27 protein-coding genes are annotated in these 26,756 nt (G+C 60.3%); 20 read left to right on the top strand and 7 right to left on the bottom strand.

Going from position 1 to position 26,756, the window contains the following annotated elements; translation table 11 throughout:
- Positions 1–185: 185 nt before the first annotated feature.
- The 9 genes from argS to HU759_RS02895 all read left to right on the top strand — a co-directional run bounded on the left by argS (position 186) and on the right by HU759_RS02895 (position 10,709).
- Positions 186–1,922, top strand: a complete 1,737-nt coding sequence (gene argS / locus HU759_RS02935; protein WP_186617948.1) for an arginine--tRNA ligase — start codon at positions 186–188, stop codon at positions 1,920–1,922.
- Between the two features lies 1 nt (position 1,923).
- On the top strand, positions 1,924–2,625 hold the full coding sequence (locus HU759_RS02930) for an SPOR domain-containing protein (RefSeq protein ID WP_186617949.1): 702 nt from the start codon (positions 1,924–1,926) through the stop codon (positions 2,623–2,625).
- 258 nt (positions 2,626–2,883) lie between these two features.
- Positions 2,884–3,414 (top strand): ATP-dependent protease subunit HslV, encoded by a 531-nt coding sequence (gene hslV / locus HU759_RS02925; protein WP_010563201.1) that lies wholly within the window; start codon positions 2,884–2,886, stop codon positions 3,412–3,414.
- Positions 3,415–3,450: 36 nt separating this feature from the next.
- Positions 3,451–4,788, top strand: coding sequence for an ATP-dependent protease ATPase subunit HslU (hslU, locus tag HU759_RS02920; protein WP_017138578.1), 1,338 nt, complete (start codon positions 3,451–3,453; stop codon positions 4,786–4,788).
- A 183-nt stretch (positions 4,789–4,971) separates the two neighbouring features.
- Positions 4,972–5,349: a DUF971 domain-containing protein gene (locus tag HU759_RS02915; RefSeq protein ID WP_017138579.1), complete on the top strand. Its 378-nt coding sequence runs from the start codon at positions 4,972–4,974 to the stop codon at positions 5,347–5,349.
- Between the two features lie 249 nt (positions 5,350–5,598).
- A complete protein-coding gene (phaC, locus tag HU759_RS02910; RefSeq protein WP_099549478.1) occupies positions 5,599–7,278 on the top strand; it encodes a class II poly(R)-hydroxyalkanoic acid synthase in 1,680 nt (559 codons plus the stop codon).
- Positions 7,279–7,444: 166 nt separating this feature from the next.
- Positions 7,445–8,290 carry a poly(3-hydroxyalkanoate) depolymerase gene (gene phaZ / locus HU759_RS02905; RefSeq protein ID WP_017138580.1) on the top strand — a complete coding sequence of 282 codons (846 nt, stop codon included), beginning with the start codon at positions 7,445–7,447 and terminating at the stop codon, positions 8,288–8,290.
- A gap of 88 nt (positions 8,291–8,378) precedes the next feature.
- On the top strand, positions 8,379–10,061 hold the full coding sequence (gene phaC / locus HU759_RS02900) for a class II poly(R)-hydroxyalkanoic acid synthase (protein ID WP_170039051.1): 1,683 nt from the start codon (positions 8,379–8,381) through the stop codon (positions 10,059–10,061).
- Positions 10,062–10,088: 27 nt separating this feature from the next.
- A complete protein-coding gene (locus HU759_RS02895) occupies positions 10,089–10,709 on the top strand; it encodes a TetR/AcrR family transcriptional regulator (protein ID WP_017138582.1) in 621 nt (206 codons plus the stop codon).
- Between the two features lie 173 nt (positions 10,710–10,882).
- Here HU759_RS02895 and HU759_RS02890 read toward each other — a convergent pair whose 3' ends face one another.
- The 3 genes from HU759_RS02890 to HU759_RS02880 form a co-directional block, all read right to left on the bottom strand.
- Positions 10,883–11,884: a phasin family protein gene (locus HU759_RS02890; protein WP_138454123.1), complete on the bottom strand. Its 1,002-nt coding sequence runs from the start codon at positions 11,882–11,884 to the stop codon at positions 10,883–10,885.
- A 12-nt stretch (positions 11,885–11,896) separates the two neighbouring features.
- Positions 11,897–12,319 (bottom strand): phasin family protein, encoded by a 423-nt coding sequence (locus HU759_RS02885; protein ID WP_017138584.1) that lies wholly within the window; start codon positions 12,317–12,319, stop codon positions 11,897–11,899.
- Positions 12,320–12,424: 105 nt separating this feature from the next.
- Positions 12,425–12,700, bottom strand: coding sequence for a polyhydroxyalkanoic acid system family protein (locus HU759_RS02880; protein WP_017138585.1), 276 nt, complete (start codon positions 12,698–12,700; stop codon positions 12,425–12,427).
- A gap of 146 nt (positions 12,701–12,846) precedes the next feature.
- On the opposite strand from HU759_RS02880, the gene ubiE reads away from it, so the two are divergent.
- The 11 genes from ubiE to HU759_RS02825 all read left to right on the top strand — a co-directional run bounded on the left by ubiE (position 12,847) and on the right by HU759_RS02825 (position 22,972).
- Positions 12,847–13,617 carry a bifunctional demethylmenaquinone methyltransferase/2-methoxy-6-polyprenyl-1,4-benzoquinol methylase UbiE gene (ubiE, locus tag HU759_RS02875; protein WP_003171186.1) on the top strand — a complete coding sequence of 257 codons (771 nt, stop codon included), beginning with the start codon at positions 12,847–12,849 and terminating at the stop codon, positions 13,615–13,617.
- Positions 13,617–14,240 (top strand): SCP2 sterol-binding domain-containing protein, encoded by a 624-nt coding sequence (locus HU759_RS02870; RefSeq protein WP_017138587.1) that lies wholly within the window; start codon positions 13,617–13,619, stop codon positions 14,238–14,240. Before ubiE ends, HU759_RS02870 begins: the two co-directional genes overlap by 1 nt.
- Positions 14,237–15,841 (top strand): ubiquinone biosynthesis regulatory protein kinase UbiB, encoded by a 1,605-nt coding sequence (ubiB, locus tag HU759_RS02865; RefSeq protein WP_017138588.1) that lies wholly within the window; start codon positions 14,237–14,239, stop codon positions 15,839–15,841. Before HU759_RS02870 ends, ubiB begins: the two co-directional genes overlap by 4 nt.
- A gap of 41 nt (positions 15,842–15,882) precedes the next feature.
- Positions 15,883–16,275 (top strand): phosphoribosyl-AMP cyclohydrolase, encoded by a 393-nt coding sequence (gene hisI, locus HU759_RS02860; RefSeq protein ID WP_012721796.1) that lies wholly within the window; start codon positions 15,883–15,885, stop codon positions 16,273–16,275.
- Between the two features lie 2 nt (positions 16,276–16,277).
- A complete protein-coding gene (locus HU759_RS02855; protein WP_017138590.1) occupies positions 16,278–16,610 on the top strand; it encodes a phosphoribosyl-ATP diphosphatase in 333 nt (110 codons plus the stop codon).
- A gap of 25 nt (positions 16,611–16,635) precedes the next feature.
- Positions 16,636–16,914 carry a twin-arginine translocase TatA/TatE family subunit gene (locus HU759_RS02850; RefSeq protein WP_056860633.1) on the top strand — a complete coding sequence of 93 codons (279 nt, stop codon included), beginning with the start codon at positions 16,636–16,638 and terminating at the stop codon, positions 16,912–16,914.
- Positions 16,915–16,924: 10 nt separating this feature from the next.
- A complete protein-coding gene (gene tatB / locus HU759_RS02845; RefSeq protein WP_017138592.1) occupies positions 16,925–17,326 on the top strand; it encodes a Sec-independent protein translocase protein TatB in 402 nt (133 codons plus the stop codon).
- Positions 17,323–18,114: a twin-arginine translocase subunit TatC gene (tatC, locus tag HU759_RS02840; RefSeq protein WP_017138593.1), complete on the top strand. Its 792-nt coding sequence runs from the start codon at positions 17,323–17,325 to the stop codon at positions 18,112–18,114. Before tatB ends, tatC begins: the two co-directional genes overlap by 4 nt.
- Positions 18,111–18,818: a 16S rRNA (uracil(1498)-N(3))-methyltransferase gene (locus HU759_RS02835; protein ID WP_058422360.1), complete on the top strand. Its 708-nt coding sequence runs from the start codon at positions 18,111–18,113 to the stop codon at positions 18,816–18,818. Before tatC ends, HU759_RS02835 begins: the two co-directional genes overlap by 4 nt.
- 192 nt (positions 18,819–19,010) lie before the next feature.
- Entirely contained in the window at positions 19,011–20,927 is a 1,917-nt protein-coding gene (locus HU759_RS02830; RefSeq protein ID WP_186617954.1) for a methyl-accepting chemotaxis protein, read from the top strand.
- Between the two features lie 137 nt (positions 20,928–21,064).
- Complete coding sequence (locus HU759_RS02825; RefSeq protein ID WP_099549482.1) at positions 21,065–22,972, top strand: methyl-accepting chemotaxis protein; 1,908 nt, start codon at positions 21,065–21,067, stop codon at positions 22,970–22,972.
- Between the two features lie 56 nt (positions 22,973–23,028).
- On the opposite strand, the gene HU759_RS02820 is transcribed toward HU759_RS02825, so the two are convergent.
- The 4 genes from HU759_RS02820 to HU759_RS02805 form a co-directional block, all read right to left on the bottom strand.
- Entirely contained in the window at positions 23,029–23,763 is a 735-nt protein-coding gene (locus tag HU759_RS02820; protein WP_176991724.1) for an amino acid ABC transporter ATP-binding protein, read from the bottom strand.
- Positions 23,756–24,715 (bottom strand): amino acid ABC transporter permease, encoded by a 960-nt coding sequence (locus HU759_RS02815; RefSeq protein WP_017138598.1) that lies wholly within the window; start codon positions 24,713–24,715, stop codon positions 23,756–23,758. The genes HU759_RS02820 and HU759_RS02815 overlap by 8 nt, the downstream gene beginning before the upstream one ends.
- 123 nt (positions 24,716–24,838) lie before the next feature.
- Entirely contained in the window at positions 24,839–25,636 is a 798-nt protein-coding gene (locus HU759_RS02810) for a transporter substrate-binding domain-containing protein (RefSeq protein WP_099549483.1), read from the bottom strand.
- Positions 25,637–25,856: 220 nt separating this feature from the next.
- A complete protein-coding gene (locus HU759_RS02805; RefSeq protein ID WP_138452866.1) occupies positions 25,857–26,657 on the bottom strand; it encodes a transporter substrate-binding domain-containing protein in 801 nt (266 codons plus the stop codon).
- Between the last annotated feature and the right edge of the window lie 99 nt (positions 26,658–26,756).

Raw genomic sequence — 26,756 nt, 5'->3', positions numbered from 1 at the left:
GGCAAGCCAGCTCCCACATTTTGAAATATGAACCCCCTTAAATGTGGGAGCGGGCTTGCCCGCGATGAGGTCCGCAGGTCCATCAACCTGTCTGAACGGTTGGCAAGCCCGCCCTCGCCACGGATAATGCCGAGTTTTTCCACCTGCGCATCGCGCACCGCCGCTTGCGGTCGAAAGAGAACACCATGAAAGACACCATTCGCCAGCTGATCCAACAAGCCCTCACCCAACTCGTCAACGAAGGTGTGTTGCCTGAAGGCCTGTCGCCGGCGATCCAGGTGGAAAACACTCGCGACAAGACCCATGGCGACTTTGCCAGCAACATTGCGATGATGCTGTCCAAGCCTGCCGGCATGAAACCGCGTGACCTGGCGGAGAAAATCATCGCCGCGCTGCCGACCGACGAGAGTGTGACCAAGGCCGAAATCGCCGGCCCAGGCTTTATCAACTTCTTCCAGAACACCCAGGCCCTGGCTTCGCGCCTGGACGCGGCCCTGGCCGACGCCAACATTGGCGTGCGCAAGGCCGGCCCCGTGGAGCGTGTGGTGATTGACCTGTCGGCACCCAACCTGGCCAAAGAGATGCACGTGGGCCACCTGCGCTCGACCATCATTGGTGACGGCGTGGCGCGGGTGTTGGAGTTCCTGGGTGACGACGTGATCCGTCAGAACCACGTGGGCGACTGGGGCACCCAGTTCGGCATGCTGATGGCCTACCTGCAGGAAAACCCGATCACCAGCAACGAGCTGGCCGACCTGGAAAACTTCTACCGCGCCGCCAAAAAGCGCTTCGACGATTCCGAAGAGTTCGCCGACCGCGCCCGTGGCCTGGTGGTCAAGCTGCAAGCCGGCGATGAAGATTGCCTGGCGCTGTGGGGCCGTTTCCGTGAGATTTCGCTGTCGCACTGCCAGGAAATCTACGAGCTGCTCAACGTGAAGCTGACCATGGCCGACGTGATGGGCGAAAGCGCCTACAACGACGACCTGATCAACGTGGTCAACGACCTCAAGGCTGCCGGCCTGTTGGTTGAGAGCAACGGCGCGCAGTGCGTGTTCCTCGAAGAATTCAAGACCGCCGACGGCGAGCCGCTGCCGGTGATCATCGTCAAGGCCGACGGCGGCTACCTGTACGCCACCACTGACCTGGCAGCCGTGCGCTACCGCAGCGGCGTGCTCAAGGCCGACCGCGCGCTGTATTTTGTCGACCAGCGCCAGGCCCTGCACTTCCAGCAAGTGTTCGAAGTGGCGCGCCGCGCAGGCTTCGTCACCCACCCGATGCACATGGAACACATGGGTTTTGGCACCATGAACGGCGCCGATGGCCGCCCGTTCAAGACCCGCGACGGCGGCACCGTGAAGCTGATCGACCTGCTCAACGAAGCCCAGGACCGTGCCTACAACCTGGTGAAGGAAAAGAACCCGGAGTTGGCCGAAGCCGACCTGCGCAATATCGCCCGCGTGGTAGGTATTGGTGCGGTGAAGTACGCCGACCTGTCCAAGCACCGCACCAGCGACTACAGCTTCAACTTCGAACTGATGCTCAACTTCGAAGGCAACACCGCGCCGTACCTGCTGTACGCTTACACCCGTGTGGCCGGCGTGTTCCGCAAGCTGGGCAAGGATTTCAGCGAGGTCGAAGGCCAAATCGTGCTGGATGCCCCGCATGAACAGGACCTGGCGGCCAAGCTGGCGCAGTTCGGCGAAGTGCTCAACAGCGTCGGTGAAAAAGGCACGCCGCATATCCTCTGCACGTATTTGTACGAAGTCGCCGGTCTGTTCTCCAGTTTCTATGAGAACTGCCCGATCCTTACGGCAGACGACGAAGCCCAAAAGCAAAGTCGCCTGCGCCTCGCCGCACTGGCTGGACGGACCCTCAAGCAAGGCCTGGAACTGTTAGGCCTGGAAACCCTGGAGCGTATGTAAGTTGGCTGCCAAGAAAAAACCTGCACCCAAGCGCGGCGCCAGCCGCTATCAGGCACCGGCGAAGAAGCCAATCCCGGGCTGGCTGTGGATGGCTATCGGCCTGGCGGTCGGCGCGTTTGTGGTGATCCTGATGAAGCTGGAGCCCGGCAAGGGTGATGACGTCAAACGGGTCAAGCAAGAACAGCAGAAGGCCACAAAAATCTCCGAGGCCAACAAGACTGCGCCGAGCCCGACCGCGCCGGTAAAGCCCAAGTACGACTTCTACACGCTGCTGCCGGAGTCGGAAGTGATCGTGCCGCCTGACGCCGTGCCGGAGAAAACCCTGCCGACGCCACAAGTGCCGACCACACCGGTGACACCAGCGGAAGCCGCGAAAATCGACACCGCACGCGCTCAAGCCGCGTTGGCCGGGATCACTCCGCCGCCACCGCCACCGGTGGCGACCACCAAGGCGGCGCCGGTGACCAAGTTCTTCCTGCAAGCGGGCTCGTTCCCGAAACAGGCGGATGCGGATCGTGTGCGTGCGCAGATCATCCTGCTGGGCCAGTCGGTAACAGTGGAGTCCGGCACCGTGAAGGATGCGACCTGGTATCGCGTATTGGTCGGACCGTTCAGCAACCGTGAACAGCTGACCGTGGCGCAGAAGCAACTGGCGGGTGCAGGCTTTAGCAATCTGTTGTTACAACAACGCCAGAGCCGTTGATTCCGGCTCAACGCCGATCAAAATGTGGGAGCTGGCTTGCCTGCGATAGCGATGTAACAGTCCATATTTTCAGTGACTGACACACCGCTATCGCAGGCAAGCCAGCTCCCACAGTTGGTTTTGTGGTGTTCTCTGGAAGGTGTCAGCCCCATAAACACCACTCGTCCGCACACACGTCCTACGGTTGAAATCCCCCCCGCCACCCCCATATGAGATTCCATCAGGGCATTTTCGCCCCGCTGCGTGGAGACTCTCCCCTTGACCACCATCGTTTCAGTACGTCGCCACGGCAAAGTCGTCATGGGCGGCGACGGCCAGGTTTCCCTGGGCAACACCGTGATGAAAGGCAACGCCAAGAAAGTGCGTCGCCTGTACCACGGCCAGGTTCTCGCCGGTTTCGCTGGCGCCACTGCCGACGCCTTCACCCTCTTCGAACGCTTCGAAGGCCAGCTGGAAAAACACCAGGGCCACCTGGTTCGCGCCGCTGTCGAACTCGCCAAAGAATGGCGCACCGACCGCTCCCTCAGCCGCCTGGAAGCCATGTTGGCGGTCGCCAACAAAGACGCATCCTTGATCATCACCGGTAACGGCGATGTGGTTGAACCCGAGCACGGCCTGATCGCCATGGGTTCCGGCGGCGGCTACGCCCAGGCGGCAGCCAGCGCCCTGCTGAAGAAAACCGACCTGTCGGCCCGCGAAATCGTCGAGACCGCCCTGGGTATCGCCGGCGATATCTGCGTGTTCACCAACCACAACTTCACCATTGAGGAGCAGGACCTCGCCGAGTAAGCCGTAGGCTTATTCCGCTTGAGGCCGCCAAACACTATGTCCATGACTCCCCGCGAAATCGTCCATGAACTTAATCGCCATATCATCGGCCAGGACGATGCCAAGCGCGCCGTTGCCATTGCGCTGCGTAACCGCTGGCGCCGGATGCAACTGCCTGAAGAACTGCGCGTTGAAGTAACGCCCAAGAACATCCTGATGATCGGGCCGACAGGCGTGGGTAAAACCGAAATCGCCCGACGCCTGGCCAAACTGGCCAATGCTCCGTTCATCAAGGTCGAGGCCACCAAGTTCACCGAAGTGGGCTATGTAGGCCGTGACGTCGAGTCGATCATCCGTGACCTGGCCGACGCAGCCCTGAAAATGCTGCGCGAGCAGGAAGTGACCAAGGTCAGCCACCGCGCCGAAGACGCCGCCGAGGAACGCATCCTGGATGCCCTGCTGCCACCGGCACGCATGGGCTTTAACGAAGACGCCGCGCCAAGCTCGGATTCCAACACCCGCCAGCTGTTCCGCAAGCGCCTGCGTGAAGGCCAGCTGGACGACAAGGAAATCGAGATCGAAGTGGCCGAAGTGTCCGGCGTCGACATCTCCGCACCGCCTGGCATGGAAGAAATGACCAGCCAGTTGCAGAACCTGTTCGCCAACATGGGCAAGGGCAAGAAGAAAAGCCGCAAGCTCAAGGTGAAGGACGCGCTGAAGCTGGTGCGCGACGAAGAAGCCGGGCGCCTGGTGAATGAGGAAGAGCTCAAGGCCAAAGCCCTGGAAGCGGTGGAGCAGCACGGTATCGTGTTTATCGACGAGATCGACAAGGTGGCCAAGCGCGGCAACTCCGGCGGCGTCGATGTGTCCCGCGAAGGCGTACAGCGCGACCTGTTGCCGCTGATCGAAGGCTGCACGGTGAACACCAAGCTGGGCATGGTCAAGACCGACCACATCCTGTTTATCGCCTCGGGCGCGTTCCACCTGAGCAAGCCCAGCGACCTGGTGCCGGAGCTGCAAGGCCGTCTGCCGATTCGCGTGGAACTCAAGGCGCTGACCCCCGGCGACTTCGAACGCATCCTCAGCGAGCCGCATGCTTCGCTCACCGAGCAATACCGCGAACTGCTGAAAACCGAAGGTTTGGGCATCGAATTCCAGCCGGACGGCATCAAGCGCCTGGCGGAGATTGCCTGGCAGGTCAACGAGAAGACCGAAAACATCGGTGCCCGTCGCCTGCACACCCTGCTTGAGCGTCTGCTGGAGGAAGTGTCCTTCAGTGCTGGCGACATGGCCGGTTCGCAGAATGGCGAAGCGATCAAGATTGACGCTGAGTACGTCAATAGCCACCTGGGCGAATTGGCGCAGAACGAAGATCTGTCTCGTTATATCCTGTAAGCCTCACAGAAAACGGCTTGTGTCGGAGCCGGACTTGTGTGGGAGCTGGCTTGCCTGCGATAGCATCACCTCAGTGTTTCTGAAACACCGAGGTGTCTGCATCGCGGGCAAGCCCGGCTCCCACACAAGCCAGCTCCTACAGTTTTAAGCCGGTTCTCAGGACTATCTCTGGGCGGTTCTCCAATGACCAAATTCCCCACCGCTGTAAACCTGCACAAAACCTCCAACACCCTCGGCCTTACCTATGGGCCGAGCGAGGTCTACCAGCTCCCCGCTGAGCTGCTACGCACCCACTCGCCTTCCGCCGAGGTCCAGGGCCACGGCAAACCCATCCTGCAGTTCGGCAAGCTCAACGTGCGGCTGATCAAGATAGAACCAGCCGGCCAATACGCACTGAAATTGACCTTCGACGACGGCCATGACAGCGGACTGTTCACCTGGGACTACCTCTACCAGTTGGCCGTACGCCAGGATGCGTTGTGGGCCGATTATCTGGCTGAGCTTAAAGCCGCCGGCAAAACCCGCGACCCGAGCGAATCGGTCGTGCGGCTGATGCTCTAACTCAGGCGTCTCGCTCTTTAGAGGGCATTTTCTAATTTCATCTGCTTGAATGCCCTGTCGCGTGGTCAACGATTGGCCCGCTTGCGAAAAAAATTAAACTCGGGTAACCAATGGAACTGGCAAGTTCCCTGCATTTGACGATGCGGTATCAACGGTCACCCGAGTCGCAGTACCAGGCTGGTGTCGTGTATCGAAATTGGGTGCGCAGCAATCGCCGGTACTCGTCTTTCGGACAATGGAGCGTCGTAGATGAGTAACAAGAATAACGATGACTTGAAACGCCAGGCCTCGGAAAACACCCTGGGGCTGAACCCGATCATCGCGTTACGCAAAAAGGATTTATTGGCCTCAGCGAAGATGGTACTGACCCAAGCCATCAAGCAACCGTTGCACAGCGTCAAACACGTCGCGCATTTTGGCGTGGAATTGAAGAACGTGATGTTCGGCAAATCCGCACTGGCCCCCGAAGGCGACGACCGTCGCTTCAACGACCCGGCGTGGAGCCAGAACCCGCTCTATAAGCGTTACCTGCAAACTTACCTGGCGTGGCGCAAGGAACTGCACGACTGGATCGGCGACAGTAACCTGTCGGAACAGGACATCAGCCGCGGCCACTTCGTGATCAACCTGATGACCGAAGCCATGGCCCCCACCAACAGCGCGGCCAACCCGGCGGCGGTCAAGCGCTTCTTTGAAACCGGCGGCAAAAGCCTGCTTGATGGCCTGTCCCACTTGGCCAAAGACATGGTGCACAACGGCGGCATGCCCAGCCAGGTCAACATGGGCGCCTTCGAAGTCGGCAAGACCCTGGGCACCACTGAAGGCGCCGTGGTGTTTCGCAATGACGTGCTGGAGCTGATCCAGTACAAGCCCATCACCGAGCAAGTGCACGAGCGCCCACTGCTGGTGGTGCCGCCGCAGATCAACAAATTCTATGTATTCGACCTGAGCCCGGAGAAGAGCCTGGCGCGCTTCTGCCTGCGCAATGGCCAGCAGACGTTTATCGTCAGTTGGCGCAACCCGACCAAGGCGCAGCGCGAGTGGGGCCTGTCGACCTATATCGAGGCGCTCAAGGAGGCGGTCGATGTGGTCACGGCGATTACCGGCAGCAAAGACGTGAACATGCTCGGCGCCTGCTCGGGCGGCATCACCTGCACCGCCCTGCTGGGCCACTACGCGGCGCTGGGCGAGAAGAAGGTCAACGCCCTGACCCTGCTGGTGAGTGTGCTGGACACCACCCTGGACACCCAGGTGGCGCTGTTTGTCGACGAACAGACCCTGGAAGCCGCCAAGCGCCACTCCTACCAGGCCGGTGTGCTGGAGGGCCGCGACATGGCCAAGGTCTTCGCCTGGATGCGCCCCAACGACCTGATCTGGAACTACTGGGTCAATAACTACCTGCTCGGCAACGAGCCGCCGGTGTTCGACATCCTGTTCTGGAACAACGACACCACACGTTTGCCGGCCGCCTTCCATGGCGATTTGATTGAGCTGTTCAAGAACAACCCGCTGGTACGCGCCAATGCCCTGGAGGTGTGCGGCACGCCGATCGACCTCAAGCAGGTGACCGCCGATATCTATTCCCTGGCCGGCACCAACGACCACATCACGCCGTGGCAGTCGTGCTACAAATCGGCGCAGCTGTTTGGTGGCAAAGTGGAGTTTGTGTTGTCCAGCAGCGGGCATATCCAGAGCATCCTCAACCCGCCAGGCAACCCCAAGGCGCGTTACCAGACCAGCGATGGTTTGGCGGGCAAGCCGCTGGAGTGGCAGGAGAATGCCACCAAGCACACTGACTCATGGTGGCTGCATTGGCAGGCGTGGCAGGCCGAGCGGGCGGGCAAACTGAAGAAAGCACCTACAAGCCTGGGTAACAAAGCCTATGCCGCAGCTGAGGCGGCACCGGGTACTTATGTGCACGAACGATAAGCAGATTTTGCGGTAGAAATGCGATCAATGTGGGAGCTGGCTTGCCTGCGATAGCGGTGGGCCAGCTAGATGATGAGCTAACTGAAAGATTGCTATCGCAGGCAAGCCAGCTCCCACAGGAACCGAGTTTTTCCAGACAAATAGCGCCACTTCACAGGGCTTGAGCATGCCGCAACCGTTCATCTTCCGTACCATCGACCTGGATGGCCAGACCATCCGTACGGCGGTACGCCCGGGCAAGCCTCACTTGACGCCGTTGCTGATCTTCAACGGCATCGGCGCCAACCTTGAGCTGGTGTTTCCGTTCGTCCAGGCGCTGGACCCGGACCTGGAAGTGATCGCCTTCGATGTGCCAGGTGTGGGGGGGTCTTCCACACCCAGCGTGCCCTATCGTTTTCCCGGCTTGGCCAAGCTCACCGCACGCATGCTCGATTACCTGGACTATGGCCAGGTGAATGCGGTGGGTGTGTCCTGGGGCGGCGCGTTGGCGCAGCAGTTTGCCTATGATTACCCCGAGCGCTGCAAAAAACTGATCCTGGCGGCGACGGCAGCCGGGGCCTTTATGGTGCCGGGCAAACCCAAGGTGCTATGGCTGATGGCAAGCCCCAGGCGCTATATCCAACCGTCCCACGTGGTGCGCATTGCACCGATGATTTATGGCGGCTCGTTCCGCCGCGACTCCAAACTGGCCGCCGAACACGCCAGCAAGGTGCGCTCGGCGGGCAAGCTCGGTTACTACTGGCAGCTGTTTGCGGGCCTTGGCTGGACCAGCATTCACTGGCTGCACAAGATCCGCCAGCCGACGCTGGTGCTGGCCGGCGACGACGACCCGCTGATCCCGCTGATCAATATGCGCATGCTTGCCTGGCGCATTCCCAACGCACAGTTGCACATCATCGATGATGGCCACTTGTTCCTGATCACCCGCGCCGAAGCCGTGGCGCCGATCATCATGAAGTTTCTTGAAGAGGAGCGCCTGCGTGCGGTGATTCACCCTCGACCAGCGGTGTAAGGACTACGCCGCCGCGCAACTTGCCAGGAACCGACTATGGTTCTGAATTGGCGTGCCTGTTGATGGCTTGACGAAGGAGTGTTGGCTCATGCGAGAAAGACCCGTGACGAACCCGGCGCCCACCCCGGCCGCGTTCATCAACGCGCAAAATGCGATCAGTGGCCTGCGGGGCCGCGATTTGCTGGCGACGCTGCGCAGTGTCGCCAACCATGGCTTGCGCAACCCGCTGTACACCGCTCGGCACGCCCTGGCCTTGGGCGGCCAACTCGGTCGCGTGCTGCTGGGTGAAACCGTACAGGCCCCCAACCCCGCTGACAGCCGCTTCTCCGACCCCACCTGGACGCTTAATCCGCTGTACCGGCGCAGCCTGCAAGCCTATTTGAGCTGGCAGAAACAAACGCGTCACTGGATCGACGACAGCTCGATGAGCGCCGATGACCGCGCCCGCGCGCACTTTGCCTTCTCGCTGATCAACGATGCCGTCTCGCCCTCCAACACCTTGCTCAACCCGCTGGCCATCAAGGAGCTGCTCAACTCCGGCGGCAACAGTGTGGTGCGCGGCGTGAGTAATTTGTTTAACGATTTGTTGCACAACAACGGCCTGCCCAGCCAGGTCAGCAAACACGCTTTTGAAGTGGGCAAAACGGTGGCAACGACCGCGGGCTCCGTGGTGTTTCGCAACGAGCTGCTGGAACTGATCCAGTACAAGCCCATGAGCGAAAAGCAGTACGCCAAGCCGTTGCTGGTCGTGCCGCCGCAAATCAACAAGTACTACATCTTCGATCTCAGCCCCGCCAACAGCTTTGTGCAGTACGCCCTGAAAAACGGCCTGCAGACGTTTATGGTCAGCTGGCGCAACCCGGATGTGCGTCACCGCGAGTGGGGCCTGTCCACCTATGTGGCGGCGCTGGAGGAAGCGCTGAACGTGTGCCGGGCCATCACCGGTGCCCGTGAGGTCAACCTGATGGGCGCCTGCGCCGGTGGCTTGACCATCGCCGCGCTGCAAGGCCACCTGCAAGCCAAGCGCCAGCTGCGGCGCATCTCCAGCGCCAGTTACCTGGTGAGCCTGCTGGACAGCCAGATCGACAGCCCCGCCACCTTGTTTGCCGATGAACAGACCCTGGAGGCCGCCAAGCGCCGCTCCTACCAGCAAGGCGTGCTGGAGGGTCGCGACATGGCCAAGGTCTTCGCCTGGATGCGCCCCAACGATCTGATCTGGAACTACTGGATCAATAATTACCTGCTGGGCAAAGAACCGCCGGCGTTCGACATCCTCTACTGGAACAACGACAACACGCGCCTGCCCGCCGCGTTGCATGGCGACCTGCTGGACTTCTTCAAGCACAACCCGCTCAGCCATCCGGGTGGCCTTGAGGTGTGCGGCACGCCCATCGACCTGCAGAAGGTCACAGTGGACAGCTTCAGCGTGGCCGGGATCAACGACCACATCACGCCGTGGGACGCGGTGTATCGCTCCACGCAACTGCTGGGCGGCGAGCGGCGCTTTGTGCTGTCCAACAGCGGGCATATCCAAAGCATTCTCAACCCGCCGGGCAACCCCAAGGCCAACTACGTCGAGAACCCCAAGCTGAGCAGCGACCCGCGTGCCTGGTACTACGACGCCAGTCACGTCGAAGGCAGCTGGTGGCCGCAGTGGCTTGCGTGGATCCAGCAACGTTCGGGCGTGCAACGCGAAACACTCACCGCCCTGGGCAACCAGAATTACCCACCGATGGAAGCGGCGCCAGGCACTTACGTGCGGGTGCGTTGAGCTCAACGATCACATTAAGAAGACTGGATGAAGACCCGCGACCGTATCCTTGAATGTGCCCTGCAGTTGTTCAACCACAAGGGCGAACCGAACGTGTCGACCATGGAGGTGGCCAATGAAATGGGGATCAGCCCCGGCAACCTTTATTACCATTTCCATGGCAAGGAGCCCTTGGTGCTCGGGTTGTTCGAGCGTTTCCAGAATGAACTGGCGCCGCTGCTCGACCCGCCGGCAGATGCGCAACTCAAACCCGAAGATTACTGGCTGTTCCTGCACCTGATCATCGAGCGCATGGCCCACTACCGGTTCCTGTTCCAGGACCTGTCGAACCTGGCCGGGCGCCTGCCAAAGCTGGCCAAGGGCATTCGCAACTTGCTCACGGCGCTCAAGCGCACCCTGGCTTCACTGCTTGCGCGCTTGAAGGCGGCGGGGCAACTGGTCAGTGATACCCAGGCATTGGGGCAATTGGTGGAACAGATCACCATGACCCTGCTGTTTTCCCTGGACTACCAGCGGATTCTCGACCGCGAGGGCGAGGTGCGGGTGGTGGTGTACCAGGTCATGATGCTGGTGGCGCCGCACCTGTTGTTGCCGGCGCGGCAGGCGACTGAGCGGTTTGCGCTCAAATACCTGGATGATATCGATTAAAAATGTGGGAGCGGGCTTGCCCGCGATAGCAATTTATCAGCCAATACCTGGGTGGCTGACACTCCGCCATCGCGGGCAAGCCCGCTCCCACATTGGAAATGCGGTGTATATGAGACTTCCATAAAAAAACGCCCGACCTTCACAGGCCGGGCGTTTTTTGTGCCCTGAAAAAATCAGGACTGACTGGATGGCGTCGGGGTTACCGGCGTTGCAGTCGGGGCGGCAGGAGCATGTGTCGGTGCGGACACCGAATTGGCTGTAGAAGCGGTTGGCGCTGGAGTTGCAGGCTTGGCCGCAACAGCAGGTTTGGACGCTGCTGGCTTCTTGGCTACTGCTGGCTTCTTCGCGGCGGCAGGTTTTGCCGCAGGCTTGGCAGCCACAGGTTTTGCTGCAGCAGGCTTGGCAGCGGCTTTAGCGGCGGCTGGTTTGGCTGCAGGTTTCGCAGCGGCCGGCTTGGCAGCAGGTTTGGCAGCGGCGGTTTTAGCCGCAGGCTTGGCCGCTGGTTTTGCTGCTGCTTTGGCAGCCGGCTTAGCCGCAGGCTTGGCAGCGGCTTTAGCGGCCACGGGTTTTGCTGCAGGCTTGGCAGCCGGTTTGGCAGCTGCGGTTTTTGCAGCGGGTTTTGCCGCAGCTTTAGCCGGGGCCTTGGCCGCAGGTTTGGCAGCTGGCTTGGCGGCCGCTTTAACCAGAGGCTTGGCGGCGGTTTTGGCAGCCGGTTTAGCAGCCGCAGTTTTAGCCGCAGGCTTGGCAGCCGGTTTAGCGGCGGCGGTTTTGGCTGGAGCCACTTTAGCGCCGGTGAGTTTTTCGATTTGCTTGGTCAGGGTATCGACCTTGCTGTGCAGCGTCTTCAGTTCCGCTTTGCTGGGCACGCCCAGTCGCGAAATGGCACTGTTGAGACGCTTGTCGAAGGTTTCTTCCAACTTGCCCCAAGTGTCAGAAATGCTCGACTTGGCAGAGCCGGCAGTGGCCTTGGCCGCTTCAACTTTTTTACCAACCGTGGTCTTGGTCAACTTCTCGGCCTTTTCGCCGTCCTTGACCAATGTCTCGAAGTATTTGCCGCCGTCACTGCTAACCTTCGAGTACACGCCTAAACCAGCAAGCCAGATCTTACGGGAATATTTTTCAACCTCCCCGATCCACGAGCTGCCTTCTTTCTGAGTAGTCTTTTTAACAGCCATCCCGATGTCTCCTTAGTGTTTACGCGCGACACGTTCTAGCAATGTCGTCAGCTCTTCGAGCTTAGCAGAGAGTGTCTCCACGTCATGTTTAGACGCAATGCCGATTCGATTCAAGGCACTTGCAACACGCGTGTCAAAAGCTTTTTCAACTTTATCCAGTTGAACTTCAACCAAACCTTTGACGCTGGAGACATTACTCTTTACTTGGTCAATCTGACTGTTGGCAGCATCAAGTTGTTCAACCACAACTTTTTTGCCTTTACTTTCAACATGTTGACCGGTCTTAACCAGCTCTTTGAAGTACTCGCCGCCTTCGCTGCCGACCTTGGCATAGGCGCCAAGTCCTGCCAGCCAGATCTTGCGGGCGTAGCTTTTAACGTCACTCAGGGCAGTGGACTGAAGGTCGATTTTTTTCTTCAAAATAACTTTGGCCATGGTGCACCTCACGCAGATTAGGGTCGAGGAACGGCCCGCAGGAGTTGAGGGCTTGGGCACAAAGTAGGCTGGAAAATTAGAATCGGCACCCTAAGAACACATTGATCAGGCCAGCGCCTTATCCAGGGCTTTCTCGATTTCAGACTTGATGGTGCCGCTCATGGCCGACATCAACAGGCCCAATTCAACATCAATGCGCAGCGATTCATCGGCGACTAACACCGTGCCTTTAACCCCCGAACGCTTGAGGTTCAGGCTATCGCCCGACCACGATGACTCCAGGCCATATTGCTCCTTGAGTTTGTGCGCCAACTTCTCGGCCTTCGCGCGCGCGCCTTCTTTACCCAGGGAATGTGCACGCTCAACGGTAATACGGGCCATTGCAATGACTCCTCTTTTATATCGACTCAGAACACCTGCCATGCGGCAAAAGGTCTCGATGAACACCTATCTTACCTTCAGCCTTGCCAAGACAAAGCAGGCGGTGGGGATTATCATGTCCCGCATTCTCTTTTGGTGACAGCGATATGACTGATCAGCGCAAAGGCAGCGATGCCGAACCCACCACTCACTTCGGCTTCAAGAACGTTCCGGAAAGCCAGAAAGCGGAAAAAGTCGCTGAGGTGTTCCACTCCGTTGCGGCCAAGTACGACCTGATGAACGACGTACTCTCGGGCGGCATGCACCGCCTGTGGAAGCGCTTCACCATCGAGTTGTCGGGTGTACGCACCGGCAACCGCGTGCTCGACATCGCCGGCGGCACGGGCGATCTGGCGGCCAAGTTCTCCAAGCTGGTTGGCCCGACCGGCCAGGTCGTGCTGGCGGACATCAACGGTTCGATGCTCAAGGTCGGCCGTGATCGCCTGCTGGATAAAGGTGTGGCCGGCAATATCGAGTTCGTCCAGGCCGATGCGGAAAAGCTGCCGTTCCCGGACAACCATTTCGACTGCGTGACCATCGCCTTCGGCCTGCGCAACGTGACCCATAAAGAGGACGCCATCCGCTCGATGCTGCGCGTACTCAAGCCGGGCGGCCGCCTGTTGGTGCTGGAGTTCTCCAAGCCGACCAACGCGCTGATGTCCAAGGTCTACGATACCTACTCGTTCGCCTTCATGCCGCTGATGGGCAAGCTGATCACCAATGACGCCGAAAGCTACCGCTACCTGGCCGAATCGATCCGCATGCACCCCGACCAGGAAACCCTGAAGTCGATGATGGTAGAAGCCGGTTTCGACCGCGTGACCTACCACAACATGACCTCAGGCATCGTCGCCCTGCACCGCGGCATCAAGCCCTGATGCTGTTCGCAGGCCTCCTCGCCAGCGTCGAACACGGCATCAACCGTGTCCTGCGCCTGGACAGCACCGCCCTGGCGCGGCTTGCGCACTTGAACGGCAAAGTCATTGCCGTCGATTGCACCAGCCCCGCCCTGCAGCTGTTTATCCTGCCCAGCGATGAAGGCCTGCTGCTCGCCGGCGATTGGGCCGCCGAGGCCGACTGCACCCTGCGCGCACCCGCCTCGAGCCTGTTGCACCTGGCGCTGAGCCGCAACAAGACCGCGATCCTGCACAGCCCCGACGTGGAGCTGGAAGGCGACAGCGCCGTGCTGATGGACCTGGCCGCCGTGCTGCAAGACCTGGAACTGGATTGGGAATACGAGCTGTCACGCTGGATTGGTCCGGTGGCCACCCAACTGATCAGCGGGCACCTGCGCAGCCGCTCGCGCTGGTACCAGCAAGGGTTCGCCAGCCTCAACCAGAACCTCGCCGAATACCTGAGCGAAGAATCGCGCACCCTGGTCGGAGAACGGGAAGCGCAAGCGCGCTTTCGCGAACTCGACAAGGCCAAAATCGACCTGGAACGCCTTGAGGCACGCTTCGAGCGCCTGAGCCGTTCCCTTGATCCAAGCGATAACGCATGAAGCTGCTCGCCGTCCGCCGTTTGTTTCGTATCCAGCGCGTCGTAATCCGCTACCGCCTCGATGACCTGCTGTTCGCCCTGCCGTTGCCGTGGTTTTTGCTGGCCGTGCGCTATGTGTTGCCGTGGCGCTGGTTCCCGCGCAAACCGCTGGAACTGAGCCGTGGCGCGCGCCTGCGCCTGGCGTTGCAGGACCTGGGGCCGATCTTTATCAAGTTCGGGCAGATCCTCTCGACACGCCGCGATTTGCTGCCCGAAGACATTGCCGACGAGCTGATGCTGTTGCAGGACCGCGTGCCGCCGTTTGATTCCCAGCAGTCGATGAAGCTGATCGAAGAACAACTGGGCAAGAAGATCAGCGAGGTGTTCAGCCGTTTCGACGTCGAGCCACTGGCCTCGGCCTCGGTGGCGCAGGTGCATGCCGCACAATTGAAGACCGGCGAAGAAGTGGTGGTGAAGGTGATTCGCCCCGGCCTCAAGCCGATCATCGGCCAGGACCTGGCGTGGCTGTTTATCCTCGCCCGCGCCGCCGAACGTTTCTCCGCCGATGCGCGCCTGCTGCATCCGGTGGACGTGGTTGCCGACTACGAAAAGACCATCTACGACGAACTCGACCTACTGCGCGAAGCGGCCAACGCCAGCCAGCTCAAACGCAACTTCGAAGGTTCAGCGCTGCTGTACGTGCCGCAGGTGTATTGGGACTGGTGCCGTCCCAAAGTGCTGGTGATGGAGCGCATCTACGGCGTGCAAGTCACCGACCTCGCCACTCTTGCCGACCAGCGCACCGACATGAAGATGCTTGCCGAGCGCGGCGTGGAAATCTTCTTCACCCAGGTGTTTCGCGACAGCTTCTTCCACGCCGACATGCACCCGGGCAACATTTTCGTCAGCACCGTCAACCCGTGGAGCCCGCAATACATTGCGATCGACTGCGGCATCGTCGGCAGCCTGACCCCGGAAGACCAGGATTACCTGGCACGCAACCTGTTCGCCTTTTTCAAGCGCGATTACCGCCGCGTGGCGCAGTTGCACATCGATTCGGGCTGGGTGCCAGCCGAAACCAAGCTCAACGAATTCGAAGCCGCGATCCGCACGGTGTGCGAGCCGATCTTTGAAAAACCGTTAAAAGATATTTCCTTCGGCCAGGTGCTGATGCGTCTGTTCCAGACCGCGCGGCGCTTCAATATGGAAGTGCAGCCGCAGCTGGTACTGCTGCAAAAAACCTTGCTCAACATCGAAGGCCTGGGCCGCCAGTTGTACCCGGACCTGGACTTGTGGAACACCGCGCAGCCGTTCCTGGAACGCTGGATGCGCGAGCGCGTCAGCCCGAAAACCCTGCTGGGCAACCTGCACAGCCAGTTCGAACAACTGCCGCACCTGGCCAACATGACCCGCGACCTGCTGGAGCGCATGTCCCAGCCCCACGCCAAAGACCCTGCACCGCCGTGGCACAGGCGCAAGGACGACTGGTTCCTGCGCCTGTTGGGCGCCGCCCATTTGGTCGGCGGCGTGATGCTGGCGATTGGCGGGCCGCTGAACCAACTGGGCCATTGGCCGGCTGGCATCATGGTCGCCGTGGGTGTTTATCTGATCGTGCGCCGATAGCCGATCCGGTTATACACTGTCGCAAATTGCCGGAGCCGAACATGAAAGACTGGCTGGACGAGATCAAGTGGGACAGTGACGGCCTGGTGCCGGCCATTGCCCAGGACTACAAGACCGGGCGCGTATTAATGATGGCCTGGATGAACCGCGAGGCCTTGAGCCTCACCGCCACTGAGCAGCGCGCCATTTACTGGTCACGTTCGCGTGGCAAACTGTGGCGCAAGGGCGAAGAGTCCGGGCACGTGCAGACCCTGCATGAGATGCGCATCGACTGTGACGCCGACGTGGTGATCCTGAAGGTCGAGCAGATCGGCGATATCGCCTGCCATACCGGCCGTCACAGCTGCTTCTATCGCGTGTTCGAGAACGGCGAGTGGAAGGTTGTGGAACCGGTGCTCAAAGACCCGCACGCCATTTATTCCGCAGGACACTGAACATGAGCGATACCCTGAACCGTGTGGCCCAGGTGCTGGAAGACCGCAAAGGCGCGGACGCCGACAGCTCCTATGTCGCAAGCCTTTACCACAAGGGCTTGAACAAGATTCTGGAAAAACTTGGCGAAGAGTCGATCGAGACGATTATTGCCGCCAAAGATGCGCAAATCAGCGGTGATTACAGCGATGTAATCTACGAGACCGCAGACTTGTGGTTCCATAGCCTGGTCATGCTCGCCCAACTGGGGCAGCACCCACAGGCCGTGTTGGATGAACTGGACCGTCGCTTCGGCTTGTCCGGGCATGCAGAAAAGGCCTCGCGCCCGTCCGCCTGAATAACTTTTACAGAGGAATTGCAGCATGGGCATTTTTGACTGGAAACACTGGATCGTCATTCTGGTGGTCGTGGTACTGGTGTTCGGCACCAAGAAACTCAAGAACCTGGGCACTGACGTGGGCGAGTCGATCAAGGGCTTTCGTAAAGCCATGAACGACGATGAAAAACCGGCCGACCCGATGGCCAATCCGGTACCACCGGCGCAGCCTGTACACCCACAGGCCACCCAGCCGATCACCGAGCGTCGTACCTTCGACGTGCAGGCTGAAAAAGTCCAAGAGCCGACCCGCAAAGACTCGTGAGCACTGACTAATGTTTGGTATCAGCTTCTCTGAACTGCTGCTCGTCGGCCTCGTGGCCTTGCTGGTACTGGGGCCGGAACGCCTGCCCGGTGCCGCACGCACGGCCGGCCTGTGGATCGGGCGCCTGAAACGCAGTTTCAACGCCATCAAACAGGAAGTTGAACGGGAAATCGGCGCCGACGAGATCCGCCGCCAGCTGCACAACGAACATATCCTGTCGTTGGAGCAGGAGGCGCGCAAGATTCTGTCGCCGGTTCAGGAACCCGCCAAACCGGTGGAACCTGTGCCCGAAAACAGCATTGCTCCGGCCGCCGAAGCATCGCCAACCGCGCCCGCCCCGACTGAGCCAGCGCCGACGCCCGTGGCGTCGCCCGCTCCCCATGACCCTACATTGCCGCCGCGAGCCCCATGAGCGCTGATAAACCGGAAAACGACCAGCATATGCCGCTGGTCTCGCACCTCACCGAGCTGCGGACCCGCCTGCTGCGTTGCGTAGCGGCCATTTTCATCATCTTTGCCGGGCTGTTCGCCTTTACCCAGCAGATCTACACCTTCGTCTCCACGCCCTTGCGCCAGTACCTGCCGGCCGGCGCGACGATGATCGCCACCGACGTGTCGTCACCGTTCCTGACGCCGTTGAAGCTGACCATGATGGTCTCGCTGTTCCTGGCGATCCCGGTGATCCTGCACCAGATCTGGGGCTTTATTGCGCCGGGCCTGTACAAGCATGAAAAGCGCATTGCGGTGCCGTTGCTGGTGTCGAGCATCCTGCTGTTCTACACCGGCATGGCCTTCGCGTATTTCCTGGTGTTTCCGCTGATCTTCAAATTCTTCGCCGCCGCCACTCCGGCTGGCGTCGAAATGATGACCGACATCACCAGCTACCTCGATTTCGTGATGACGCTGTTCTTCGCCTTTGGCGTGGCCTTCGAAATCCCGGTGGCCGTGGTGCTGCTGGTGTGGATCGGCGTGGTCGACGTCAAATACCTGAAGAAAGTGCGCCCCTACGTGATCATCGGCTGCTTCGTGGTCGGCATGATCCTCACGCCGCCGGACATTTTCTCGCAGACCCTGCTGGCCGTGCCGATGTGGATGCTGTTCGAGATCGGCATCCTGTTTGGCAGCCTGATCAGCAAGCGTGGCGACCACCCGGATGACCAACCCGTCGACGACGACCAGCCGCCAGCGACGCACCCGTGAACCTGCTGTTGCTTGAGGGGGCCGACTTTATCGCGGCCGACCGGGTGATCCTGCGTGATCGGCGCCTGGTGCATATGCAGGAAGTCCACCGCGCGGTGGTGGGCGACAACCTGCGGGTCGGGCGAATCGGCGGGTTAATGGGCAATGCGCAATTGCTGCGCCTGGAAGCCGGTGAAGCCGAGCTGCACGTGAGCTTCGACCAGCCGCCACCGACCAAACTGCCGCTGACCCTGCTGCTGGCCCTGCCGCGTCCAAAGATGCTGCGCCGGGTGCTGCAAACCGTGGCGGCGATGGGCGTGCCGAAGGTGGTGCTGGTCAACAGTTACCGGGTCGAAAAAAGCTTCTGGCAAACCCCGTTCCTGGAACCGGAGGCCGTTCGCGAGCAACTGATCCTCGGCCTGGAGCAGGCACGGGACACGGTGCTGCCCGAGATCAGCATCGAAAAGCGCTTCAAGCCGTTCGTCGAAGACCGCCTGCCGGCCATGACCGCAGGGACTCTGGGCCTGATCGGCCATCCCGGCGATTACCCGGCCTGCCCACGTGGGCTGGACGAACCGGTGACCCTGGCCATCGGCCCGGAAGGCGGCTGGATCCCCTACGAAGTGGAGCTGTTGGCCAAGGCCGGCTTGCAACCGGTGCAACTGGGTGCGCGCATCCTGCGCGTAGAAACCGCCGTGACCGCCCTGCTCGCCCGGTTGTTCTGAACACCGACCCGCCCCGAAAAAAGTGGGAGCTGGCTTGCCTGCGATTGCATCACCTGGGTATGCCTGATGTACCGAGGTGCCTGCATCGCAGGCAAGCCAGCTCCCACATTGGTTCTGAGAACCTACAGAAACTTCCTACGCTGCCGATAGCCTCTGAATAAGTCCAAGCCTTGTTCCAAAGGAGATCGCAGCATGTATCGTTGGTTAGCCGAAAAACTGGGGAATGTGAGCGTCAATCGCAAGCTGAGCATAGGCTTTGGCTTGGTGTTGATCCTGACGCTGTTGATCACCTTCACCGGCTGGACCGGCTTGGGCGACGTGATCAGTCGCGGCGACAAACTGGGCTTTATCTCCAGCCTCAACGGCCTGACCAAAGACCTGCGCCTGGCGCGCCTGGACTTTGAAATGCGCCGGGGCGAACAAGGCACCGATGCCGTCAACGGTCTGCTGAAGCAACTGGACGATGGCCTCAAAACCGCCCAAACGCTGATTGAACAACCCGGCGACAAAGCCCTGGTAGAGCAACAGCTGGAAGCCTTGGGCCAATACAAAAAAGCCTTTGGCACAATGGTCCTGGCCGGCCTCAAGCGTGAGGGTGCACGCAGCAAACTCGGCGACACCGCCGACAACGCCGTGGCCAAGATCAATGAAATCGAAGCGAGCCTGCTGCAAGGCGACAGCGTCACGCAGTTCAACAGCGTGGTCGAGCTGAGCAAGTTGATCCAACAGTCGCGCTTCCAGGTGCGCGGTTATACCTACAGCGGCAAGACCGAGGCCGAGCAACCAGCCCTGGATGCCATCGACAATGCCCTGAAGAAAATCACTGACCTGCAAGGCAAGCTGCCTGAGCAATACCAGGCCAACCTGCAAGAGGCCGGCGTGTCACTGCAAGCCTACCGCGCCGCGGTCAGCCAGTACCGTGACTCCCAAGTGGCCAGCGCCGCCGCGCTGAAAATCATGACCGCCCAAGGCGATATCCTGCTGGGGCACAGCGAAAAACTCACCACCTCCCAGACCGCCGTGCGCGATGCCGATGCCGCGCAGGCTAAACAGCTGTTGCTGCTGGCCACCGTGCTGGCGCTGATCTTCGGCATTCTCGCCGCCTGGGCTATCACCCGCCAGATCGTGATCCCGCTTAACCAGACCCTCACAGTCGCCGAGCGTGTGGCCTCGGGCGATCTGAGCCATAACCTCAACTCCGCCCGCCAGGACGAGCTGGGCCAACTGCAACGCGCCATGCAGAGCATGACCCTGGGCCTGCGCGAGTTGATCGGCGGTATCAGCGACGGTGTCACCCAGATTGCCAGCGCTGCCGAACAACTGTCGGCCGTGACCGAACAGACCAGCGCCGGGGTTAACAGCCAAAAGGTTGAGACCGACCAAGTGGCCACCGCCATGAACGAAATGGCCGCCACCGTGCAGGAAGTGGCGCGCAACGCCGAAGAAGCCTCCGAAGCTGCCGTTGCAGCGGACCAACAGGCCCGTGAAGGCGACAAGGTAGTCGGTGAGGCCATCGCGCAGATTGAGCGCCTGGCTACCGAGGTCGGTAACTCCACGGTGGCCATGGGCGACCTCAAGCGCGAAAGCGACAAGATCGGCAGCGTGCTCGATGTGATCAAGTCTGTCGCCCAGCAAACCAACCTGCTGGCGCTGAACGCGGCGATTGAAGCGGCGCGTGCCGGTGAAGCCGGTCGCGGCTTCGCGGTGGTGGCCGACGAGGTGCGCAGCCTGGCCCAGCGCACACAGAAGTCCACCGAGGAGATCGAAGAGCTGATCGTCGGCCTGCAAAACGGCACTCAGCAGGTGGCGACCATCATGGACAACAGCCGGGGGCTCACCGACAGCAGCGTCGAGCTGACCCGACGTGCCGGCAACGCGCTGAGCAATATCACGCGCACGGTCTCAACCATTCAGGCGATGAACTCGCAGATCGCCACTGCCGCCGAGCAACAAAGCGCTGTGGCCGAAGAGATCAACCGCAGCGTGTTGAATGTGCGCGACGTGTCTGAGCAGACCTCCTCGGCCAGTGAGGAAACTGCCGCATCGAGTGCCGAACTGGCACGCTTGGGGATCTATTTGCAGTCTCTGGTCGGGCGCTTCCGCATCTGACCCGCCCCCACACGGCGGCCAGAGCAAGGCCGCCGTAACTTGTGAAATTTCCTACGCGGTTATCAGCCCGCCACAACCTCGAATCGATTTAGCGTTTCAGCTGTTGCGAAATGCTTCCTCAGATTTGGAGGTTCACCATGTTTCCTCGGCTGACCCGCTTGCTGGTCAACGCCAGCGTCCGTCTCAAACTCGCACTGGGTTTCGGCCAAGTGTTGATGTTAAGCATCCTGATTGCCGCGACCGGCTGGCAGGCCTTGAACGACGTGCTTTATCGCTCACACAGCCTGGCGATCCTGGGGCAATTGGCCCTGGACGCCGAGTCCATGCGCGCCGACAGGATCGTGTACCGGACCCTGACGGACGCCAGCAGCCTGGCCAAAATGAACACGCAGACCGAAAAGATCGACCAGCATCTGGCCGACCTTTCAAGCCGCCTCAAACACCCGGCCGACTTGCAGCGACTGCAGGAAGCAACACGCTTGGTGGCGAGCTTCAAGACAGCGCTGGCGGCCTTGCCCGCTTTGATTGAGCAACGCGAAAGCATCCGCCCGACCCTCAAGAAAACCGCGTTGCAAGCCAGCGATACTCTCGCCCAGTTCGCCAGCGACTTACCGAACCAGGAAGACGAAAAGGCTCTGGATGCTATCGAAAACCTGCGCCAGGCCATGGAGCAGGCCGAAGATCGCGCCCAAAGCCCCGCCTGGGCGGCCGAGTCGCTGCAAGCCTACACCGACGCACTCACCCAGGCGCTCGAAGCCCTGAACGTGGCACAAGCAGCGGTGACCGCACTGCCCGTGGACGCGGCCCTGCTCAAAGCCGACCTGGCCAACTATCGCGAACAATTGACCAAGCTCAAGGACGCACAGCTCAACACCGAAACCCTGCAAAACCGCTTTGAACAGCAACTCAATGATTTACGCGAGCAAAGCCATCAACTGAGTGACGGCCAGAACAGCAAGCGTGACAGCGAAGCCGAGCAGACCCACACACGACTGCTGAGCGTCACCGTGGCGGCCTTGCTACTCGGTGTACTGGCCGCCTGGTGGATCGCGCGGCAAATAGTCGTGCCTTTACGCGCGATCCTCACCGCCGCCCACCGCATTGCTGACGGCGACCTGAGTCGAGACATTCAAGAGGACCGCCGCGATGAACTGGGCCAGTTGCAGCAGAGCATCGGGCAAATGACCCGCAACCTGCGCAACCTGATCAGCGGTATCGGCGACAGCGCCCGGCAGATCGCCAGTGCCGCAACGCAGCTATCAGCCGTCACCGAGCAGACCCGCGCCGGGGTCAATGACCAGAAGGAGGAAACCGATCAAGTGGCCACGGCGATGAATGAAATGCTCGCCACCGCCCAGGAGGTCGCCCGGCATGCCGAGCAGGCTTCCGTCGCGGCCAATGAAGCCGACCAGGAGGCCAGCGCCGGCGAAAAAGTGGTGACCCAGGCCGTCGAGCAAATCGGGCACCTGGCCCATGAGATGGCGCGTTCGAGCCAGGCGATGATTGCGCTGCAACATGAAAGCCAGAAAATCGGCAGCGTGCTCGACGTGATCAAATCAGTGTCCCAGCAAACCAACCTGCTGGCCCTGAACGCTGCCATCGAAGCGGCGCGTGCGGGCAGTGCCGGCCAGGGTTTTGCGGTAGTGGCCGACGAAGTGCGCAGCCTGGCCCAGCGCACCCAGGAATCCGCCGAAGAAATTGAAGGTTTGATTCTCGGCCTGAATACCGGCACCCAGCAGGTCGCGGACATCATGGACAACAGCCGCAGCCTGACCGACAACAGCGTCGGCCTGACCCGCGATGCCGGCGATGCCTTGGCAGCGATCACGCGTACCGTGTCGATCATCCAGGAAATGAACCCGCAGATTGCCGCCGCCGCCGAGCAGCAAAGCGCGGTGGCGGAAGAGATCAATCGCAGTGTGCTGAAGGTGCGCGATGTCACCGAACAAACCGCTGCGGCCAGTGAGGAAACGGCCGCTGCGAGTGTTCAGTTGACCCGATTGAGCCTGGATTTGCAGACGCTGGTGGGCAAATTCAGGCTTTGATACTCACGGCCCTTGTGGCGAGCGAGCTTGCTCGCCACAGGAAGCTCGGCCTTCAATTACAGGACCTGGCGCAGGAACGCTTGGGCGCGCGGGTCTTTGGGCGCATCGAAGAACTCGGCCGGGGCCGCATCTTCGAGCAATTTGCCGTGGTCGAAGAACAGCACGCGGTCTGCCACTTCACGGGCAAAGCCCATCTCGTGGGTGACGCAGACCATGGTCATGCCTTCCAGGGCCAGGGTCTTCATCACGTCCAACACTTCGCCGACCATTTCCGGGTCCAGCGCCGAGGTGGGCTCATCAAACAGCATTACCTTGGGTTCCATGGCCAACGCACGGGCAATGGCTACCCGTTGTTGCTGGCCGCCGGACAAGCGTGATGGAAACTCGTTGGCCTTCTGCGCGATACCGACCTTTTCCAACAGTGCCAAAGCCTTGGCTTCACGCTCTTGCTTGCCGCGTTTGCGCACGACTTTTTGCGCCAGGCAAAGGTTTTCCAGCACGGTCATGTGCGGGAACAAATTGAAGTGCTGGAACACCATGCCGACTTCACGACGGTAGGCATTCACGTCGGTTTTCGGGTCGGCCAATTGCAGGCCATCGATGCTCACCGAGCCCGAGTCGAACTCTTCCAGGCCGTTAAGGCAGCGCAGGAACGTGGACTTGCCCGAACCTGAAGGACCGATCACCACCAGCACTTCGCCCTTGGCTACCCGGGTGGTGACGTGGTCCACGGCGCGCACCACTTGGCCACGGGTGTCGAAGACTTTTACCAGATCGCGAACTTCAATCACTTTGCGCGAGCCTCCGCTCAAGCCGGCTGGCCATTTTCGACAGCGGCAGGTTGATCAGCAGGTACAGGCCTGCCACACAGAACAGGATTTCAAAGGGCGAGAACGAGGTGGTTATCACTTCACGACCACTTTTAAGCAGCTCGGTAATCGCGATCACCGAAACCAGCGAAGTGTCTTTCACCAGGCTGATAAATTGCCCAGCCAATGGCGGCAGCACGCGTTTGAACGCTTGCGGCAACACCACATGACGCATCGACTGGCTGGCGCTCAACCCCAGGGAACGGGCGGCCTCGTTCTGACCACGGGTGATGGACTGCACGCCGGCGCGGACGATTTCCGCCACATAGGCGCCGGTGAACAGCGACAACGCGGCAATACCGGCGAATTCGCGGGACAGGTTGAGCACCGTGCCGATGAAGAAGTAGAAAATAAAGATTTGCACCAACAGCGGCGTACCGCGCACCAGTTCGACGTAGATCGTCGACAGATCGCGCAAGGTCGGGTTGCTCGACAAACGGCATAAGCCGGTTGCCAGGCCAATCGCCAGGCCGAGGATTCCGGAGACCACCGACAACCACAAGGTCGTCCACAAGCCCCACATCAGCGGGCCCAGCGCCCAATGCCGGGTTACGCCAATAACATCGCCTTCGGCCACGTCATCGCCACGTGACACTTGCAGGCTGTTGTCGGCCACGGTCAGCTTTTGCTCGGCGCCTGCGTCGTTGCGCAAGGTGACTTCGGCCACATCGCCTTTGCGCACCAGCTCAATGACAGTGGAGATGTCGGCGGCGCGCTGGGAGGTTTCGGCCTGATAGGCGAAGTACTGCGGCACGCGGTTCCAGCGCCACTCGTAGGACATCAACGAGGTGGCGTAGTACAACGCGCCGGCCAGGCCAACCAGCACGACCACGGTCAGCAGGTGCCAGGGCCATTGGGCTTTTTTCTGTTTCATTTCACTTTCCGAAGATGTATCGCCTGGCATGTCGTCATCGCGGGCAAGCCCGCTCCCACAAGGGAACGCATTTCAACTGTGGGAGCTGGCTTGCCTGCGATGAAGTCGACTCGGTGTCAGCCCTTATTCCATGTCCTTGAGCCACTCGGAGCTCTTGAACCACTTGTCATGGATGCGATCGTAGGTGCCGTCGTTGCGGATCTGGTGCAGGAAGTTGTTGATGTAATTGATGCTGTCGAAATCGCCCTTTTTCAGGCCGAACGCCAGGGGCTCGAAGGTGAAGGGTTCTTCCAGGAACACCAGCTTGCCATTACCGACTTTCTTCTCGGCGACCACGTTGTAAGGTGCGTCATACACAAAGGCATCGGCCTTGCCGTTGACCACGTCCAGCACGCCTTCCTGCTCGTTGTCATAGCCGTGGTACTTGGCTTTGGAGATCAGTTTCCTGGCAACCATCTCGCCGGTAGTGCCGAGCTTGGAGGTCAGGCGGTATTTCTCGTCGTTCAAATCTTTGTAGGACTTGATCGTGCCTTCCAGGTCCTTGCGAATCAGCAGGGTCTGGCCGACCACGATGAAGGGTTCGCTGAAGTTCAGGCGCAGGTTGCGTTCCTGAGTCAGGGTCATACCGCTGCCGATCATGTCGAACTTGCCGGTCAGGAAGGCCGGGATAATGCCATCATAGCCGGTGGACACCAACTCCAGCTTGACGCCCATGGACTTGGCCATGGCCTTGAGAATGTCGACTTCAAAGCCGATGATTTCACCGCGCTTGTCGGTCATCTCGAACGGCATGTAGGTCGGGTCCATGCCGACTTTCAGCGTGCCGCGCTTGACCGCATCGTCGATGGCGCCCGCATGCGCCGCAGTGGCCGCGACCAGCGCGGTGACGCCGAGCATCAGCATCGAAAGATACTTTTTCATCATCAAGTCCCCTGAAAGATTCTTATAAGGCCGGCGCGCAAAAGGGCTGCACCCATTCGGGGTGCGATCCTAACCCACTCGTTGCCCGTCACAAAGGTTTCACGGGTAAATGTTATCGGCGCATGTCGCAAAAGCCCCACAATGGTGCATCACTGCGCAGGGGCTAGACACATCAGTGCAACAGGCCGGCAATTCATTGATGTGTAAGCAGTTATGACGCTTAGTCGATCTCCGCCATCCAGTCCGTGTCCTTGAACCACTTGTCGTGCAGCCGATCGTAGGTGCCATCCTGGGCAATTTGATTGAGGAAGTGGTTGATCCAGTTGAGGCTGTCGTAGTCGCCTTTTTTCAGGCCAAACGCCAGAGGCTCAAAGGTAAACGGTTGCTCAAGGGCAAAGAGCCGGTGGTTTTCCGGCCTGGCCAGCGCAATCAGGTTGTAGGGTGCGTCATGGACGAAGGCGTCGGCCTTGCCCTCGACCACTTGGCGCACGCCTTCTTCCGGCGTGGTAAAAGTGCTCAGGCGCGCCGCGCCCAAAAACCGCTGCGCAGCCGCTTCGCCGGTCGTGCCTTCAGTCGCGGCGATGCGGTAACCCGCCTCGTCGAGATCTTCGATGCTGGCAATCTTGCCGGCCAGGCTGGGGTTCAGCAGCACGGTCTGGCCGACCACAATAAAGGAGTCGCTGAAGTTCAGCTTGAGGTTGCGCTCCTGCGTCACCGTCATACCGCTGCCGATCAGGTCGAACTTCTTCGCCATCAGCCCCGGTAGCAACTCGGTATATGGCACCGCGACCAGTTCAAGCTCGACGCCCAACGCGCGGCTCATCGCCTGCAGCAAGTCGATTTCGAAACCGACGATACGGCCCTGCTTGTCCTTCATTTCAAAGGGCACATAGGTGGGCGTGGTGCCGACTTTAAGCACACCGCGTCGAACCGCTTCATCGAGGGCACCAGCGCTCAACCAGCCTGCGTAAATCAATGCGATGACGCCGCTCAGCACCGCCAAACAATACCTTTTGATCATTAATCCCCCTGCGACCTAGTCAATTTGGGGGCGATGCTACCCCAGCGACAGGCACGGCAATACGCTTCGAACAAAGGTCTTTTGTTTCGAAATAACAAG

The organism is Pseudomonas sp. OE 28.3, from assembly GCF_014268205.2.
Lineage (GTDB): Bacteria > Pseudomonadota > Gammaproteobacteria > Pseudomonadales > Pseudomonadaceae > Aquipseudomonas > Aquipseudomonas edaphica.
The sequence above is the reverse complement of the archived record's forward strand: the minus strand, read 5'-3'. Positions and strand labels throughout refer to the sequence as shown.